Annotated in this window: 7 protein-coding genes; 1 reads left to right on the top strand and 6 read right to left on the bottom strand. The window is 60.8% G+C overall.

Going from position 1 to position 16,763, the window contains the following annotated elements; genetic code table 11:
* Window positions 1-328: 328 nt before the first annotated feature.
* From PLJ71_20020 to PLJ71_20005, 4 genes are all read right to left on the bottom strand, one after another.
* Window positions 329-2,923, bottom strand: a complete 2,595-nt coding sequence (locus tag PLJ71_20020) for a C25 family cysteine peptidase (protein HQM50979.1) — start codon at window positions 2,921-2,923, stop codon at window positions 329-331.
* A 201-nt stretch (window positions 2,924-3,124) separates the two neighbouring features.
* Window positions 3,125-4,165 carry a hypothetical protein gene (locus tag PLJ71_20015; protein ID HQM50978.1) on the bottom strand — a complete coding sequence of 347 codons (1,041 nt, stop codon included), beginning with the start codon at window positions 4,163-4,165 and terminating at the stop codon, window positions 3,125-3,127.
* A 31-nt stretch (window positions 4,166-4,196) separates the two neighbouring features.
* Window positions 4,197-5,393 carry a hypothetical protein gene (locus PLJ71_20010; GenBank protein HQM50977.1) on the bottom strand — a complete coding sequence of 399 codons (1,197 nt, stop codon included), beginning with the start codon at window positions 5,391-5,393 and terminating at the stop codon, window positions 4,197-4,199.
* A gap of 125 nt (window positions 5,394-5,518) precedes the next feature.
* Window positions 5,519-8,776, bottom strand: coding sequence for an alpha-L-fucosidase (locus PLJ71_20005; GenBank protein ID HQM50976.1), 3,258 nt, complete (start codon window positions 8,774-8,776; stop codon window positions 5,519-5,521).
* Between the two features lie 391 nt (window positions 8,777-9,167).
* Between PLJ71_20005 and PLJ71_20000 the strand changes: the two genes are divergently transcribed.
* On the top strand, window positions 9,168-12,263 hold the full coding sequence (locus tag PLJ71_20000) for a hypothetical protein (GenBank protein HQM50975.1): 3,096 nt from the start codon (window positions 9,168-9,170) through the stop codon (window positions 12,261-12,263).
* Between the two features lie 139 nt (window positions 12,264-12,402).
* Here the strand turns inward: PLJ71_20000 and PLJ71_19995 are convergent, their stop codons facing one another.
* Together PLJ71_19995 and PLJ71_19990 are read right to left on the bottom strand one after the other, a co-directional pair.
* On the bottom strand, window positions 12,403-13,347 hold the full coding sequence (locus PLJ71_19995) for a DUF1559 domain-containing protein (GenBank protein ID HQM50974.1): 945 nt from the start codon (window positions 13,345-13,347) through the stop codon (window positions 12,403-12,405).
* A gap of 225 nt (window positions 13,348-13,572) precedes the next feature.
* Window positions 13,573-16,449 carry an NPCBM/NEW2 domain-containing protein gene (locus PLJ71_19990; protein ID HQM50973.1) on the bottom strand — a complete coding sequence of 959 codons (2,877 nt, stop codon included), beginning with the start codon at window positions 16,447-16,449 and terminating at the stop codon, window positions 13,573-13,575.
* Window positions 16,450-16,763 lie beyond the last annotated feature (314 nt).

Below are 16,763 nucleotides of genomic sequence, written 5' to 3'. Positions count from 1 at the left end.
AGGCCCGCAATCCCGTCTGCCACCCCTAACAGGTACTTGCCCGCGCAGCGGTTCCCCGCCAGGAAATCCGACACGCTCCGCGTATACTTGCTGGTGGCGTAGGCCGACCAACAGATGAAGACGATCATGCCACCCAAGACTATCCAGTCAAGTATTTGCATGTTCATAGCAGGCGTAATACCCCCTTAATCGTTAGAGAGCCCAAACGCGCCTTGATAACGCACCGCAGTATTCTACCAGACACAGGACCCCCTAGGAACAAGATTCCACACGGTGCACAGGCGGCGCCGGTGCACTACCCTTCATTGTATCCAATTCGAACTGCCCGCTACGACCCCGGCAGGCGCATCATGAGCATGGGATCGCCATGAAGGTGGTAAATCTGCTCGTTGTAGTCAGCGCGGACGACATCGGTGCCAAGCCAGTGGCGCTGGTGAAACATGGCCCAACGGAATGCCGCCCCCAGCCGGTCGAATTCGGGACGCACTTTCCAGGGGCTGATGCTGCCCTCCGCATAGTCCGGGTACAACGCCGCAAAAAGGCCATCGAGCAGGCGGTCATTGGCGTCAGCGTCCCCGCCCCGGCAGGCCCCTACGAGCGCGACCGCGCCGCCGCCGGGATAGCGCAAAGTCCGTTCACAGAAACATTCGGCATTCGGGCCGGTCTGTGGAATCTCGGTGAGCCCGAAGCCGAATCGAACCTTGTCAGTCTCGTTGTCGAACCAGCCCGAGTCACAGTTCATGCTGAAAACAATGGGGTACCATGCCGTTTCGGGGTCCACCATCGGGATAATGTCTCCCGGATTTTCCGATTCCGGATCTCCGGCCCGAAACGCGGGATGTCCCCACCCGAAAATGTGACCGTGGTCGGTGTGGACGATGATCCCCTCGACGCCCTCGCTCCAGTTGGCCTGGATGTCCGCCGCGGCCGCATTCCAGCCGTAGGCGGCCAGGTCCGGCGCCAGAGGGTCGCCATAGAAGTCCGCGACGGGTTGAGGACCGCCGCTGCGCGTGTAGCCGAACCGCACGGTTACGCCCCGGTCTGAAAGAAACTCGCGTACGCGCTCAGCCCCGACGAAGAACTCCCAGTCATCCTGGCCGTCTCTCTGGCCGATGATTCCGTAGTCGCCCTCGCTGTTGGGCGGGCGGTCATAGGGGTTGACCAGTGCCAGCTCCGTGTCGCTGATGACCGAAGCCACCTCCATCCAGGGCGGATCCGGAAGCCCGCTTGTGAGTACCTGGAGGTAGTCTCCGGGAAGCACCATCCCCGTGAAGCCAACGCCCGAGCCGAAGACCGTCGTGCTGCCTTGTTCCAGTTCGAGCCTGGAGAAGAGTATCGCCGCTGGCCAGACCACGTCGTCAAAATAGGAGTACGTCTCGGCGTATCCAGGGATCTCAGCGGCCGGGCGCTGCTCGTAGCGCAGAATCTTGTCTACCACCGCGCCGGCCTCATCCGGTGTGTCCACGGAAATACGGCCGATGGCGACATCGGGCTGTTGGTCGTCCCCGCGAATCGCCGCATACGGCAGGTCTGTTCCTACCGTTACGACGTAGTCCAGCAGACCCGTCGGGTCTGGCGCGCCCCGCACGTTCATGCCCTGGTGCGGCGGGATGAGTTCCGCGTCGCCGAAGAGCAGTATCGCCGACATCGCCGCGGGGCCCGGCGCCACGTACAGCGGCAGGCGGTTCGACTCGTCAAGCGCAATCACGAACTCCCGGATAGATTCCGCATCGGGATAATCGTCATCGTCCAGCGATGCGAGATAGGTCCGGGTTCCCGTGTCCTGACGGTGAAGCGCAAGACGGCGCGCCTCGCTGTACAGGTCGGGCCGGGTGATGATGAGCAATTCAAATGCCTCGTCGTGCACAAGGACCCTGTCCATTGAAGCGAGTGACCGTGAAAGATCGTCTGCGGTGATCACGGGAATCATCTCGCGGTTCAGCATCTCGTTCGCCAGCCACTCCTCCGCGCCCGGCGCTTGGATTGCCGTGAAATCCCCGAGTACTCCCGGCAACATTGGCGAAGGAATACCCGAAAAACTCACGTCGACCCGCAGGCGGCGCGCCAGCACAAGTTCCCGCGCCTTCGGAACGAAACGAATGGGGGAAACTCGAATGCTCAGGACATGGAGATTTCCAACCTGAGATGCTTCCTCCTGATAGGTCCACTCGGGGAACGGATCCGAAGACCCGTAGACGATCTTGTCGTATACGAATTCCGGGCGCGTCTGTTCTTCCTTCAATTCCTCGGAATCCTCAAGCCACGGGGCCGGCTGCGCGGGATACACGAGGATGCCGCTGATGGTCTGTTCCAGCTCCGGCGTGACCGTAATATTCCAGGCGGCGCGCTTGCCGGTCTTGATGTCCACGGGTATGGCCACGTGGAGCGTATAGACCGGCAGTTCCGGCATGCCCGGAGTCTGGATGCGTTCCGCCCCCATCAGCAGGAGACGATGGTACAGCGTCTGCTGGTAAGCCACGATCTCCGCCGCGATCCCGCTGAAGTTCAAGGTGCAATTCACTGAAGACATCGCCGCCGTGCATTCCAGAGTGGGCTCGCACAGCGCGGGGTCCGCAGGCAGGCTCATGTTGAAGTCCGGGGGCGCGACGACCGTCACGTCGATCGTCACGCTCTCGCCGCTGTGAGTGCCCTTCACAGTCAGTTTCGCCGTTCCGAGGCCGAGTCCATACGCCTTCGCCGTCGAATCCCCCCGAACCACCCTTGGGTTGCTTGATACGCACAGTACAGACGTGTCTTCAGAGTCATCGGACGTAACGGACAGCGAGACGTCCCCGCCGATGATGATCTCGACGGCTTCCGGCTCTACGCTGAAGTGCGCTGGGGGCAAATTGGGGCATCCGCTGAGTAAAGCGGCACAGAGAATCGGAAACGCGCACACGAGCACACGAGACAAGCACCGCATGACAGCCTTCCCTCCAGGGCCGGTGCAAGGCAGGCCCCAAAACGAATAGCCGCGGAAATCCGCTCCGAAAGACTATTCAACGCCTCGCCATACCTGCCACGCCGCCCGAACCGCAGGTCAAGGGCCCACTTCGCTCAGTATGTGTCTGTCCTCGAAGGCTGTCAAGCTGCTCCCTTGTTGCCGGTCTTCGCCGGAGGGCCGCTATTTCTCGGGGTACGTGTATTTTCCCTGTCTTGCGTCGAACGTGATCTTGGTCACGCCTTCCGGGAAGTAGCTTTCGAGAAAGGCCTTCAAGGGTCCAGGATGCATGGCAACGCGGATGTTCGACCACTCCTGCTGGTTGCCGTTGGCGTAATACACGTAGGTGCTTCCCTCGAATTCAAACAGGTCCGCATCGGTGTTGTTGATGCCCTCGCCCGGCGCCACGTCCAGCATCGGGTACCTGGTGGGACTCAACTCCCAGGTTGCGAGGTCTTTCGAACGCGCGATCAGAGTGATGTACTTCGTCGAATCGAGAGCGTACTCATACCAGACTCCCGGCCCTTTCCAGCGCCACGCGCCGTAGATTACATAGTAATAGGGCGCGAAATACCGGATGCAGGGGTTTGCGCACGCGGTCTGCTCAGCCAGGTCAGAGAACTGGATGCCTTCGACCTCTTCCCACTTTGAAAGGTCTTGTGATCTCGCGAATCTGAAACTCCACTGCACCGGCATATTCGACTCGAACGCTATGACATACCCTTGGTCATCCTTGCACACGGAGGCATTGAAGAGGTGTTCGCCTTCGTGGCGCTTGATCACGAGCTCTTTGGTCCAGCTCTTCAGATCGGTTGACGTGAACCGGTAGATGTCGTGAGTCCAGTCGTCATCGGTATTCTCGGTAGCGAAAACGTTCAATTCGTCTCCATTCACGAAGGCGCTCACGAAGGAGAACGTCTCGCCGAATCGCGAAAGTTCCTGGCTGGTGAGCAGATCTTCGACAAACAGATAGAACCCCGCCGCCTTGACCTCGCCGGAACGGTAGTTCTGGACCAGCAACGGCCGGCCTTGGAAGATCACGGGCGTGTTTTCCATCCGCATGCCCGAAAACGTGAAAGGGGCCTTAATCAAAACCGGGTTCGGCACCGCGTATGGGTTCGCAGGCTGAGGCGCTTGAGCCTCCGCGCCGCCGGTCCCGAAGATGCCGGTCATCGCCAAGCCCAACAACGCCAATGTGCGCAACGAGGTCTGGACAGGTTTCATGGCCGCCTCCTATGTCTGATTCTCACCGGAATTACTGTTTGGGATTGTGACACTCCGGCGGGAGTACATGCTCGAAATCCGCCACCGGCCAGAAACGCAACCGTTCCATGCCTTCCGGCACGGGCTGTGTGTAATGCACGTACGCCCGCACATTACCCTTGAGCGAGTACGAGATGGGTCCGCCCTCCGGGCGTTCGCCGCAACCGAACTGTTTGCCGCCGCTGCCGAAAATCTTGAACCCCGACAACAGGCAGTTCTCCAATTCCACGTGCAGCAGTTTGCCGTCCAGCGTGTGGTAAATCACGCCCGTGGAAGGCTGGCCGTGTGGTTGCGAAAAGTTCAGCGAGAATAGCCGGCAATCCTTGAGATGAACGCGCGTGTATCCCTCGAACCCCGGATTGCCCACCTGAAGCGCGTTGTCGGGGCCCACAAGGGTGCAGTTCTCGATGACAACGTCGGGATAGTCGTTCGGCTGTGGGTTTTCTGCGCGGATGTATATCCCGGCTGCATCACCCCACCAGTCGAGGCACATCGAGTAGCTATCCCGAATCACGACCGGTTCGTCAGGCCTGCCCACAAATGCGCCCACGCAAAACCCCGAAAACCGGCCTATGGCGACGCAATGCTCGGCAACGGCGGTGAACTCAGCGCCCTTGTCGATGGTAAGGTCCCATCCCGCCCCTTCAGCCCCGGCCGTATACAGATTCTTGAGAACCCACCGGTCCCAGAGGATGCAGGAATGCGTCGGCGAGCACAAGCCGGTACCCCACCAGTCAATGCTCTTGAATCCCCACTCGTTTTTCGGCTCGCCCTCGTTCAGCAATTTCCAATACGGATTTCCCGCGCGGCTGTCCGGGTCGGTCCGCACGATGACTTCGGGAGCGCCGGAGTCGATGACAGCCCAGCCCGTCGCACCCGAACCCAGGCTGCCATCAAAATCGCCGATCAGCGTGTTGTATGCCCCGGGCGCTCCCTTGAACGCCGGGTCCAGATTGGCCTCGGCATATGTATCGGGCCGAATCACGACCCGGTGGCCGCCTTTGTCGTCCGGAACCGCCGACAAGCCCGCCTGAATGGTGTGAAACGCCCTCTCCCACGACGAGCCGTCCGAGTTGTCGCCCAGTTTGGATATGTAGATCGTGACGCCTTGGCGCCCGCTCTCGGGCTGTGCCAGGGCCGCCATGCTTACCATGCATGCGATCATTACGGGCCAAAGTCTCTTTTCCATGATGTGTGCGTTCTCCCTGTGTTCGATTGCGCCCCTCTCAGACCTTGTACGCGCGAACACGCCTGCTCGCAATCATACCCGGTGCTCCATTCCATTCACCATCGTTGCCTGGTCAATCGGCCAAGTCACTCGATGCGCGGTTCGCCGTCCAGCTCGATCTCGATCGTGGTCATGATATCGTCGGGCAAGTCTTTCGGTAACGTGATCGTCTTTGCGGCGTTGTCGAACTCGACCGCGGCGCCGGTTCTCAGGAAACGGGCCGAGATGATGCCGTTCTGGAGTCCCGGCAACGCCAGTCTATCGCCGGGACGCGATTCCAGGTGAACATAGAGGCGCGCCCCCTTGGTGGTGCATTTCGGCGCGGCGCCTCCCTCGCCTGCGGGAAGCGGCCCGAAAGGCGACCCCGAAGTTCCATAGATTCCCTCACCGTTCACCTCGAGCCAGGCGCCTATCGCCATGAGACGTTCCGTGAGAGCATCGGGGATCACGCCATCAGGCGTTGGCCCGACGTTCAACAACAGGTTTCCGCCCCGGCTCACAACGTCAACAAGGACCCGCACGAGTTCTTGCGGACTCTTGAACCTCGTGTCCTTGATGGAGAACTGCCAGTAGTCGCCGATGGTCACGCATGCTTCCCAGGGAAATGGTTTCTCGCGCTCAAAACCCATCGCGACGTTCACTTCCGACGGTTGCTCACGAGTGTAGAAATCGCAGAGGCGGGTCACCCCGCGTTCTCCCAGACCGAGCCGATCGTTGATGAGGGCAGCCGGTTGTAGTTCGCGGATCATGGCGGTCAGTTCGGGCGCGCGCCACGTGCTGGCCGGATGGTCCCATTCGCCATCGAACCAGACACAGTCGATGGGCCCGTAGTTTGTGCACAGTTCACGCACCTGCCCAAACAGGTAATCGTTTACGAACGCGGGGAGGTCAGCCGTGTAGCTGGGCTGATCCCAGTCAAGTATCGAGTAGTAAAATCCAATCTTGAGGCCGGCTGCACGGGCTGCATCGACCAACTGGCGCACGTAGTCGGCTTTTGGCGGGTAATCCGCGCTGTCGTAATCCGTCAGCGCGCTGTCGAACATGGTGTAGCCATCGTGGTGTTTCGACGTGAACACGACGTACTTCGCGCCCGCGTTCTTCGCGGTCTCCATCCATTCAGCCGCATCAAACGACTTGGAATTGAACTGTTGGGCGTACTTCTTGAAATCCGCCCGCGCCTCCCTGTCCGTCTTCATGTCGAAATAGTCGTACGTTGCGTTCGGATCGCTGCTGTGCACCGCGAAAGGGCCCCAGTGCACGAACATGCCGAATTTGGCGTCGCGAAACCATTGCACCCGGGCGGCGCGGGCTTCATCCTCCGCCGCCTTCTGTGCGGCGGCAGCCTGCTCCTTTTCGACGCGCGCCCTGTGGTTCAGTATCGAACCCCAGTCGGGAATCCCGGGCGTGGCGAACCACCCCTCGAAAAGTTTCTGCATCGAGCACGGATACATCCCGCGCTTGATGTTCATCCACGTGAGCTGATCGCCCGCCGAGTAGTAAAGGTAAGTCTTGCCGTCAAGCTCGATGATGTCCGGGTCCGAAGTGTTGATGCTTTCGTCGAGGGTTTTGGGGGCGAGGACGGGATTCGCCGCGCTCAGTTCCCAATGCTCGAGGTCCTTCGAGCGCGTGACGTACGTCTCAAAATAGTGACGCGGGCGGCGGTTCTCGAGGTACAGGACATAGTAGAACCCGTTCACGAACCGGACACACGGGCACGCCGTATAACGGTTCGTCCCAAACGTCGAATCGGGGAGCTTGGTCCACGTCTCGAGGTCCTTGGACCGCGCAAACTTGGTCGTAAAGGCCGGATACGCCGGCTCGTTCGATTCGTAGGCCATCACAAATCCGTCCGGCCCCTCGCAAACCGAGCTGTTGAAAAGGTTCTCGTTTTCCTGCGTGATGACGACCTTCGATTCCCAGTTCGCAAGGTCCCGCGACTTGAACATCGTTACATCATTCCAAGTGTCGTTTTCGAAACGCGATGCGAATGCGTAGAAGATCCCCTCATGCACAAAAGCCGAGGCGAGACTGTATCCCTCCGCGAACTTTGCCAGAATATCGCCCGTCTCCGCGTCTTTGACAAGCAGGTAATAGTCCTCCTTCACGCCGCCGCTGCCCGGACGGACACATTCCATGTGACAAAGACGTCCATTCCAGATTACCGGCGACAATTCGCACATGTTCTCGACCACCGTCTCGACGCTCATCATCATTGGCTTGCTGGACAGCGGGGGAGGGGGCGCGATCGCCTGGAACACGTCGACCGGCCACTGTTGAAGGCGGTGGACGCCCTTCGGCATGCCTTGCTGGAACTGAACATATGCCTGGACCGCGCCCTTGGCCGTGTATCCGATCGCGCCTTCGGAATCCTTGTCGACTTTGACCCCGAAGACCTTGTATCCCATGAGGGTGGTGTCGGTCATGTCTACGTGCAAGTACTTGCCGTTCTGTACGCTCTGGATGATGCCGTCCGTGGGCGTGCCAACAGGTTGCGAGAAATTCAGCGCCACGAGGCGGCACCGCTCAACCTTGATGCGCATATAGGTGTGGAACCCGTAATTACCACCCTTCAACGCGCACTGCGGGCTCACTAGCGTGCAGTCCTCGAAGACCACGTCAGCACGTTCGGGCATGCTTGGGTTTTCGATGCGCACGTAGCCGCCCGCCGTATCGCCCCACATGTCGAGCGACCACAGATTGCACCGGCGAAACACGATAGGTTCGTCGGGCCGCGACAGGCAACTCGCAACGCCTCCGCCAAACGCGCGCCCTATCCCCACACAGTCCTCGACAACTATCGTGAACGGCTCTATACGGTTGGTGCAATCCCAGAAGAGGCCGGCGTCGCTGCCGGTCGCGTAGAGATTCCGCAGGACCCAACGGTCCCAGATAATGGCCGAAAACGTCGGGTCGGTGTGCTCGGGTGACCAGCCTTGAGACGTGGCCCGAATCGTCGACCACCAGTCGTAGCTCTTGAATCCGGCGCCGGGGTCGCCGGAATCGATGACCACGTGGCCGGAAGTCCCTGAACCGAGAGTGCCGTCCGCGTCGCCAATGAGTTCATTGTACGCTCCTGCGGCGCCGCTGAAAGCCGGCGACAACATCGCCTCCATGTAGGTGTCCGGCCGCACGATGATGCGGTGCCCGCCTTTGTCGTCAGGAACGGCGCTCAGCGCGGCCTGAATCGTGTTGAAAGCCGTCTCCCACGAAAGGCCATCCGTGTTGTTGCCCAGTTTTGACACGTAGAGCGTCACGCCCTGGCGGGCCCCCGTCTCCGGCGCGGCATCCGTCGCTTGCCCAAGAATGGTCACACATCCCATCACCGCCAATACCGCACTATTCATAATTCCTCCTGAACGCAGCCGTTCTCTTGCAGCAGTCGGATTCAAACCCTCATCCCCGGTCAATGAGCGCACCTTGCGGAATCTGCACGCTGCAAAAGAACTATGCGTTGCACCCCTTGCGCCAGTCAAACCGGCATCGCTTGTGCCTCTGCTAATCCGCAAATTGCCTCCGAGACGCGTTTGGTCACAGGAGTGCGGAGTAGGCGGGGCGGAGACCTTATCGCGGCGGCTAACTTACAACGCCGGGTCTCATCGGGCCTGTCGAAGCCCGCGGTGGGGGCCTATGCCAGAGCAAATGGGTATTTCTGGGCGGACAAACTGTTATCATCGCGGTCTGAGTGAAATCTGAGGACAAGGCGCGCACGCGCTCCGCCGGTTGAGGAGTCAATGGATGTCTTTTCTGATTGCGTTGGTAGCTGCGTTTGAGACCGCGGCGGTAGCCCAGACGCCCGGGGCGCCGCTGCGGCTTTCCTTTGATGCCGGTGTGGCAGCGGATGACGGCGCCGAGCCGCTCACGAACACGGGCGTGCGCCTTACGCCGGGCCGAACCGGCCAAGCCGCCGAGTTTCCCGAGGGCGCGGTGCTGACCTATCCGGCCGCGCCTCACTTTGACCCGAACCAGGGAACGCTTTCCCTGTGGGTCAGACCTGATTGGGACAGCGTCAACGCATTTGGCGACCGGTTCTTCTGGGGAATCACCAATCCGGACGGCGGCGGCAGGATTGTTCTGGGCTTCCTTGGCGGCGACGGGCCAGGAGTGGTCTATTTCGGAGGAGATGGCGCTATCGAGGGACTCGCCGCGAAGGTGGATTGGCGCGCGGGACAATGGCATCACCTGATGGTGTGCTGGGACCAGGCAGCGCAATGCCGCGCCCTTTACGTGGACGGACAGCTCCGGCACCGGTTGCACGGCGCGGGAGGCTTGCCCCAGAAACCCGAAGCGTTCTACGTAGGTTCACTCCCTTGCGTTACCCGCTGGATGGGAGTGCAGGACGGACACGAGGCCGACGCCGCTATCGACGACCTGACGCTGTCGGCCACCGTTGACGCGCCGGACTTCGAACTGGTCCGGCAAGCAGCACGCGAAGACGCAAAAGCCATCGAACGCAACCGCCAATCCCGCGAGCAGGCCAGCCCCGCCTACACCAGCGCGTGGGAGCGGTTCCTCGAAGCCCCCACGCTTGACGGGGTCGCCCAACAAGGCGTCGAGGTGACCTGGGACGAACTCGCCGGGATGGCCGCCCCCATGACCAAGCGGGTACCCATCCAGGCGCGGTACTCCTCGGACATCATTCATGTCCAGCCGGACCTGTCCGTTGCCTTGGGAAGGGCCAACGATGCGTTCGGTCTCGGCTTCGCATGCGGCGAGCCGTTCCAGTTGCCCGACATGTATGCGGTCACGCGCAGCCTGCACAAAGGCTACCAGCCGATAGTCGAGAGCGAATGGAAAACGGCCTCCTGCGTGGTGAACCAGACCGCATTGGCGATATTGCCAACTGACGAAGAAACCGTCACCGGACTCGAGCCGCAGGTGGCCGTGGTCCGAACGGTTCTGCGTAATCCCGGTGGCCAAGTGCGCCGTGTGCCGCTCTATGTCCTTATTGGCCGGATGCACGGAACGCAAAATCCCAATTACGGGCCGTTTCTCGCCTCCGCGTCACGATGGCTCGAACCGCCGCTTGACATCCGAGTGGACCAGGCGACGGTGTTCGTGGGCGACAAGGCCGTGCTGGCATATCGAACCGGTTCCGCCGTCCAAGTCGAAGCGTTTCCTGAGTTTGCGACTCATACGGCGGACCCGCTTCTCCCCGAACTGCTTCGCAACGTCGTGCAGTTCACCCTCGAGTTGCAGCCGGGAGAGACAGCAACGCTCGACCTGGCCATAGCGGGAGCGCCGGATTTTTTCCCGGCCAGGAACGCCAGCCTGCTCCGCGACACCTCGTTTGAGGCGGCGCTCGAGCGCGCCGAAACCTATTGGGACAAGGGCCTCGAACCCGGTATGAAACTCACTACGCCGGAACCCCGCTTGAACGACCTCTATCGGCACCTGCTCCTATCCTGCCTCAACAATCTCCGGAAAAATCCCGAGCGGCCGTGGCACGAACCCTTTCAGTCGCCCATGTGGGAAGGTGTGTGGCCCTGGGAGTGCGCCCACATGATCGTGCCCATGTGCGCGGCAGGCTATCACCAGGAACTCGAGCCGGCGCTCCGGTTTTTCACCGAACGCCAGTCGAGTGTTGGCCCGTATGCCGAGCCGGGCCGGAAACCAGAGGGCGAAACACAGTCCGCCCATGGATGCTACACCGGCAACTTCCTGCTGCGCTGGACCTGCGAGACCGGGTCCATCCTTTGGGCAATGGCCGCCAAGTACCGCTACTCGGGAGACACGGTCTGGCTGAACGACAACAAGGCGAGCATCCTGGCGGCTTGGGATTGGATTCAAGGTGAACGCGCACGCACGCGGCAGTTCACGGATACCGGCGCGAAGGTTCCTTACTACGGGCTGATGCCCCGGGGGCGCGTTCACGACTGGGAGGGGTGGCACTATTTCTTCTTCTCTGATGTTTTCACTTGGAAAGGCATGACGGAGATGGCCGCTGCCTTCCATGAGGCAGGGTTGCCCGAGGCCGAACGTATGACTCAGGAAGCGGCCGAGTACCGGGATTGCTTGCTCGAGGCAGTGGCCAAAGCCCAATATGACGACCCCCAAACTGGTTTGCCCTTTATCCCTAACCTGGTTGCCGCGAGCGAAGGCGAACACGGGGGACTGTGGTGGGCTGACGGGCCAAGTTGCATGTTTGCGACGGGATTGCTGGATGCCCGCAACGACGAACGTTTTAGCGCAATGTTCGACTACCTTGAGCGGACATGGGGCACCATGATTGGCTTGACGAACCGGATGGACGAACCCAGAGAGTTAGGGAAGCGGAACCCCTACTGGTATGTCAATAGCTCGGAGCGCGGCTATTTCCAGAACTTTCTGGCCCGGGGCGAACTCGAAAAAGCCCTGCTCGTCTTGTACTCGAATCTGGCCTACGGGCTTTCGCAAGACTGCTATCAGACGGTCGAACGCATCCACGTCAGCGACGCCAACTACGCGCCGTTCCAGCCGAATGCTTCGGGTAATGGCCGCCTCCTCGACATGTTGCGGCGAATGGTCATCGACGACCAGGACCAGGGCGTGCTCTGGCTGCTTCGAGGCTGTCCGCGCCGCTGGTTCGTTTCCGGCCAATCGATCTCCATCGAAAACGCCCCCACCTATTACGGAAAAATGGCCCTGCGTACCCAGGCCTCGGAAAAAGCTGTCGTGATTGACATCGACCCCCCGGCGGGCGGCGCGCCGGTGGAACTGCGCGTTGTACTGCGCCATCCCAGCCGGAACGCTCCCCAAATGGTCACGGTCAACGGTGAGCCTGCTGTTATGGAAATGGAAACCGTTGTGCTTTCACAGCCGCAAGGCCATCAACAGGTTGTTTGTCAGTATTAGCCGGATATCTCAACAAGTTAAGGAGATAGGGTACCTGCATTCGCCGGGCGCCAGCTCGACAGCAAACAGAAGACCGCCGGGCGCCGGCCCGGCGATCCTGAGAAATGCCCCAAACGCTCTGTACGCGATACGCAATGTCTTACGGGAACAGCGACACGAAATCGACCCACTCGCCGAAGATCGTTGCCCAAGTGCTGCAGATCGGCCAGCTGCCGGGGTAGCGAATGAACTCGACGTGTCCATCCATGTAAAGCACATTTCCTCCGCCCGGAATGTGATTGAACGCCACGAGCGGCGGCCGGGAATTTCGCGAAGCCGTCTCGTCGTGCATCACCGCCAGTTCGCTTTGTGCCAGTGTGCTGGACGCGGGATTGTTGATGTCCGTGATGAAGAACCGCTCGATGCCCTCGCGCAACCGGTAGCAGGTGAGCGGCCCCAGTGTGCTGTGCGTGAACGAGAGGTCGCGTTCGAACGCTTCATCGACGCCGTCACCCATGTCGCCGGTGAGAGCCGCGAATTCCGTGACAAACCCCATGTCAATCCAGGTCACGATCCCCGCCAGGCCGACGGCCGTACTGTTCACGTAGTTCTGCCAGGGCGCCTGCAGGTAATGCTTGGGAGCGAACGCCAGCCCGTAATAGAAATAACTTGCCGGGTAAACGTTGCACGGGCAAACCGGCTGCGCGGGATCCTGTCCGCAATGCCAATCCCCCTCGCTCACGACCAGACTCGAATCGGGATCCGATGGACACAACAACACATTCAGGTCCGTGAGGTACTCGGGGTAAATCGATGGGCCGTTCGGACACCATAGCAGGTCCGTCCGGTTCTCGCCTCCCAGGTTGCCCAGCGTTATCGAGCAGTCGTCTCCGGCGCGATGGCGCACCGGCGGATACTTTTCTCCCCGTGATTCACTCGCGTACATCTTGAATACGAGTCCCATTTGCTTCAGATTGTTTTGGCAGCTTGCCCGGCGCGCGGCCTCGCGCGCACGTGCCAGCGCCGGCAACAGAATCGCCGCCAGTATTCCGATGATAGCGATGACGACCAGGAGTTCAATAAGAGTAAAACCTCTACGGCTCATGGCTGCCTCCTCCTTGTCTTCCGGCCAAGGCCTCCTTTGTTCGTATTGGATTCTGGGGGATACCCCGCCGGCCCTCCTCACAACACAAAACGCACTATTGTCAGTATCATGGACCTATTGTGCCCGGCCGTCAAGAGGCAGGCGGCCAGAGGAATTGGGCCTCCCAGCGAGAACAACACTTCCTTCAAAGCTTCCAAACAGGAATAGCATGCAGCCGATACGGTTCTATTCCTGCAAAGGGTCCGAGACCCCGGCGCTGATGAACCTGGCCATACCCCACGCGGCGTGGTCGCATGTATAGCCATCGCCGCCGTTCATTACCCGCAGAGTAATCTCTGCCACGCCAGACAGGTCCACATCAAAATGATGGATGTCGCCATGCTTCATGACGGGACTTTCCGCTGCAAGCGCGTTGTCCAGCAACACCTGGAACTGTAAGCTTCCCCCGCCGGCGCTGTCTTCGACGCCCGCATCGGCCACAAACCTCCCAAATCCTGCGCCCGCGATTCCTACTGCGAGATCTGCGGGTGTCGCATCATCGAAGGAATGTGTCCAGACGCCTTTCGGAAAGACTCTTCCTCCGATGGCTATCTTGAGGCCGGAGTAGTTGGTGTCCCGGTGCACAGTGTTATTGGCGCCCGCCGTGGCGCGCTCCCATGGCATGTCTGAAACGAACCTCACGCCCGGCAACTCGGCCAACGGGGACGTCGTGAAAGAGCCGCATGCTCCCTCGTGCGGCTGCCGGCCCCCCCAGCCGATGGCTTCCGCCGCCCAGAACAAGAGCGTGTCCGGCGGAAGGTTCGAGAATCGAGCAGACTGGCCAATAACTCTCTTGTCCGCGAGAACCTCCTTGAATTCGGCGTCACGTGCGACGGTTATGCGGTAGCTGTGGGCATTCGCACTGGCCGTCCACGTGACTTCGGCCGAAGCTTGAAACGCGTCGCTCTCCGGGCGAACCTCTCCCAACCGGAAAGCCCCCGGCGGTTCGAGACCCGAAGGTTTGCCAAGCGCCGCGTCCCGGACATAGGCCAAATCGCAACTGAACCGGGTTGGGAGGACAACGGAAAGGCCCACCCCCATCAAATCGGCGCCAGTGTGCACGCCAGCCTTGACCGAGCCGTCTTCGCTCCACACCCAATAAGTTCGGCTATCATCCAGGCCTTTCAAGCGAACCCCCATACTTTCGTCTTGCGCGTCGGGACGGAAAATGTACAGCGTTCCCCGTTTGAAGCTGGGCGACCAGTAGAACATGCCGTCCCAGTGAATACCGTCCGGGCGCGGCAGGATATGATGGACTTTAGCATCCTTTAACATGGGACGGACCCAGCCCTTGTATATCTGCGCGTCGCGTCGCGCTGACGCTGCCTCATCCTCGGTCCAGATGCGCGTGTTTGTGGGATCGATCTGCCATGCCCCCATCATGGCGCTGCGCCACAAGTACGAGCCGGGCTCGTCTCCCGGAACCTGGTAGAAACGCTCGTAGGTGTAGGCTTGGAGCAACACCGGCGGGAATGCGAACGTCGAGTCGTAAATGCTCTGACGGTCCGGAAGGTTGGAGAGCGTGTCGGTCGTCACCGTGTAGTGGGTGTGCTGGATAATGCCGAAATCCTTGATATGCCCGCCGCCGGAACAGTTCTCGAGAAGGATGTCAGGGAAGGCCTTTCGCAACTGCTCCTGGACATGGTAATACCCCATCGTGGCCCAGTAGCTGGTATCCACGCCATAGCCATGCCGGTGCGTCGTCTTGGAGCAATGCGTCACGATGGGCCCGCAATCGTGTTTCAGATAGTCCAGCTTGTGATGCGAAACCAGCCATTGCGTTTTTGCTGTCGCCCACTCGCGGGCCTCGGGACAGGCAAGACAGACTCGTCCTCCGGAGAACGCGGCCGGCTGCCAGTCGGCCGCGAAATCCGAGTCGAACCAGTCCGGGTGACCGGCTGGCCCCCGCACGCTCAATGCCCCCGGATCCTCCGAAACGCCGCCGTTTGTCCATGCGCACCAGAGGGCGAACCGCATGCCCGATGCGTGAACATAGTCGGCAACCGGATTTGCCCCCTTGGGAAACCGGTTCGGATCCCAGCGCCAGTCGCCGCACGCCGGGAACCACATCGCGTCGGGCATGAACGCCTCGAACCCGATTTCGCGGCAGAATTCCGCGCTCCGGACAACATCCGCCTCGCGCGCACGCGTCCCGCCTGCGTCTAAATAGAGGTTGTAGGCAAGGATCGGGTCAGGAATGCCTTCGGAAACCGGCGGACGCAGATACGCCAGAATCCATTGGTGAAGCGAATAGGCGCCCGCATCGATATCCCCCGAATAGCACCCGGCAAACGCCGGGGGGACCTCGAAAACCTCGCCCGGCGCAACATCAGTCTTGAAGTCGGGCATGAGACCGATAGCGAGATTCAGCGTGGCGCCGTCTTCACCCGCCCGTGCCGCAACGCGGCCCAGTCCAGAGAACTCCCAGCCGACATAGAGACCGTGCGCGTCTCCGCACTGCACGGCCAGCCACGGCACCGGACTGGCCCCGTCGTCGCAGTTGCTCTCCAGATTCAGGTCAAGTTGGGGCGTTAACGGTTCCACATACGTCCCCCCTTGCGTGCTTGCGTTGCTGCCGCCGCGCCTGATCCACCACACCGCGGAGTCTGCGCCGGGAGTCAGTCCCTCAAGCGACAAGCTATCCTGGTGCGAGACGGTGATGCGTGTGTCCGACCGGTTCTCCAGCGCAAGCCAGTGTTCCACAGGGCCGGGCCCCGGCCGGGCCCGCCAGACGGACTTGAGGACCATTCGCGGGCGCTCGTTGTGAAATGTCAACGTGAGCATCGACCCATCCTCCGTCAGAGAAGCGTCGACAAATGCCCAACGTACCTGCTGCAGCTCGTCAGCAACCCACACCGTGGCCATCAAAGGCACGGCCATCCCGTCTCCCGCCCAATTGTGCGAAATGCCTGAACTCTCCAGTTTACGAACGAGAACGACTCCCTCCGCCACCTCGAGCCCGATCCGCGTGTCGGACGTCGAGAGAACCCATCTTTCCTCCGCAGCCCCCGCTGTCAGGGTGGCCAACACCGCCGCCGCCATCACGACACCATGCAATGTCATTGCTTGCCCTCCTGGCACGCGTCCTCGAACGCTACCCGCCCCTCTCCGAAACGATCCCCGGCAAGGACCCAGCGCCGCCTGCACAACAATATCCCTCAAATTCATGCGTGAGCAAGCACGCTTGCCCGTTTTCCTCCTGATCGCCTCTCCACCTATCCGTTAAAGCCAACCACATGGAGGGCGGCACTCGACTGAACCCGATTGTTCAACACGCCTTGACTACACCCGCTGTGGCTCCCCCGCTGTGGCAGGGTCTCTCCGCTGTGGCGGGGTCTCCCGACCCAGCCACTCTTTCGACCGCCAGGTCTCCAAAA

Source organism: Candidatus Hydrogenedentota bacterium (assembly GCA_035416745.1).
In the GTDB taxonomy this organism is placed as follows: Bacteria; Hydrogenedentota; Hydrogenedentia; order Hydrogenedentales; family SLHB01; genus UBA2224.
This window is presented reverse-complemented; position numbering and strand designations above follow the sequence as displayed.

What these genes read in the sequence shown, in the direction of transcription:
- PLJ71_20020 (HQM50979.1), bottom strand. Translation starts at nt 2,923, where the DNA reads ATGCGGTGCTTGTCTCGTGTGCTCGTGTGCGCGTTTCCGATTCTCTGT.
- PLJ71_20015 (HQM50978.1), bottom strand. Translation starts at nt 4,165, where the DNA reads ATGAAACCTGTCCAGACCTCGTTGCGCACATTGGCGTTGTTGGGCTTG.
- PLJ71_20010 (HQM50977.1), bottom strand. Translation starts at nt 5,393, where the DNA reads ATGGAAAAGAGACTTTGGCCCGTAATGATCGCATGCATGGTAAGCATG.
- PLJ71_20005 (HQM50976.1), bottom strand. Translation starts at nt 8,776, where the DNA reads ATGAATAGTGCGGTATTGGCGGTGATGGGATGTGTGACCATTCTTGGG.
- PLJ71_20000 (HQM50975.1), top strand. Translation starts at nt 9,168, where the DNA reads ATGTCTTTTCTGATTGCGTTGGTAGCTGCGTTTGAGACCGCGGCGGTA.
- PLJ71_19995 (HQM50974.1), bottom strand. Translation starts at nt 13,347, where the DNA reads ATGAGCCGTAGAGGTTTTACTCTTATTGAACTCCTGGTCGTCATCGCT.
- PLJ71_19990 (HQM50973.1), bottom strand. Translation starts at nt 16,449, where the DNA reads ATGACATTGCATGGTGTCGTGATGGCGGCGGCGGTGTTGGCCACCCTG.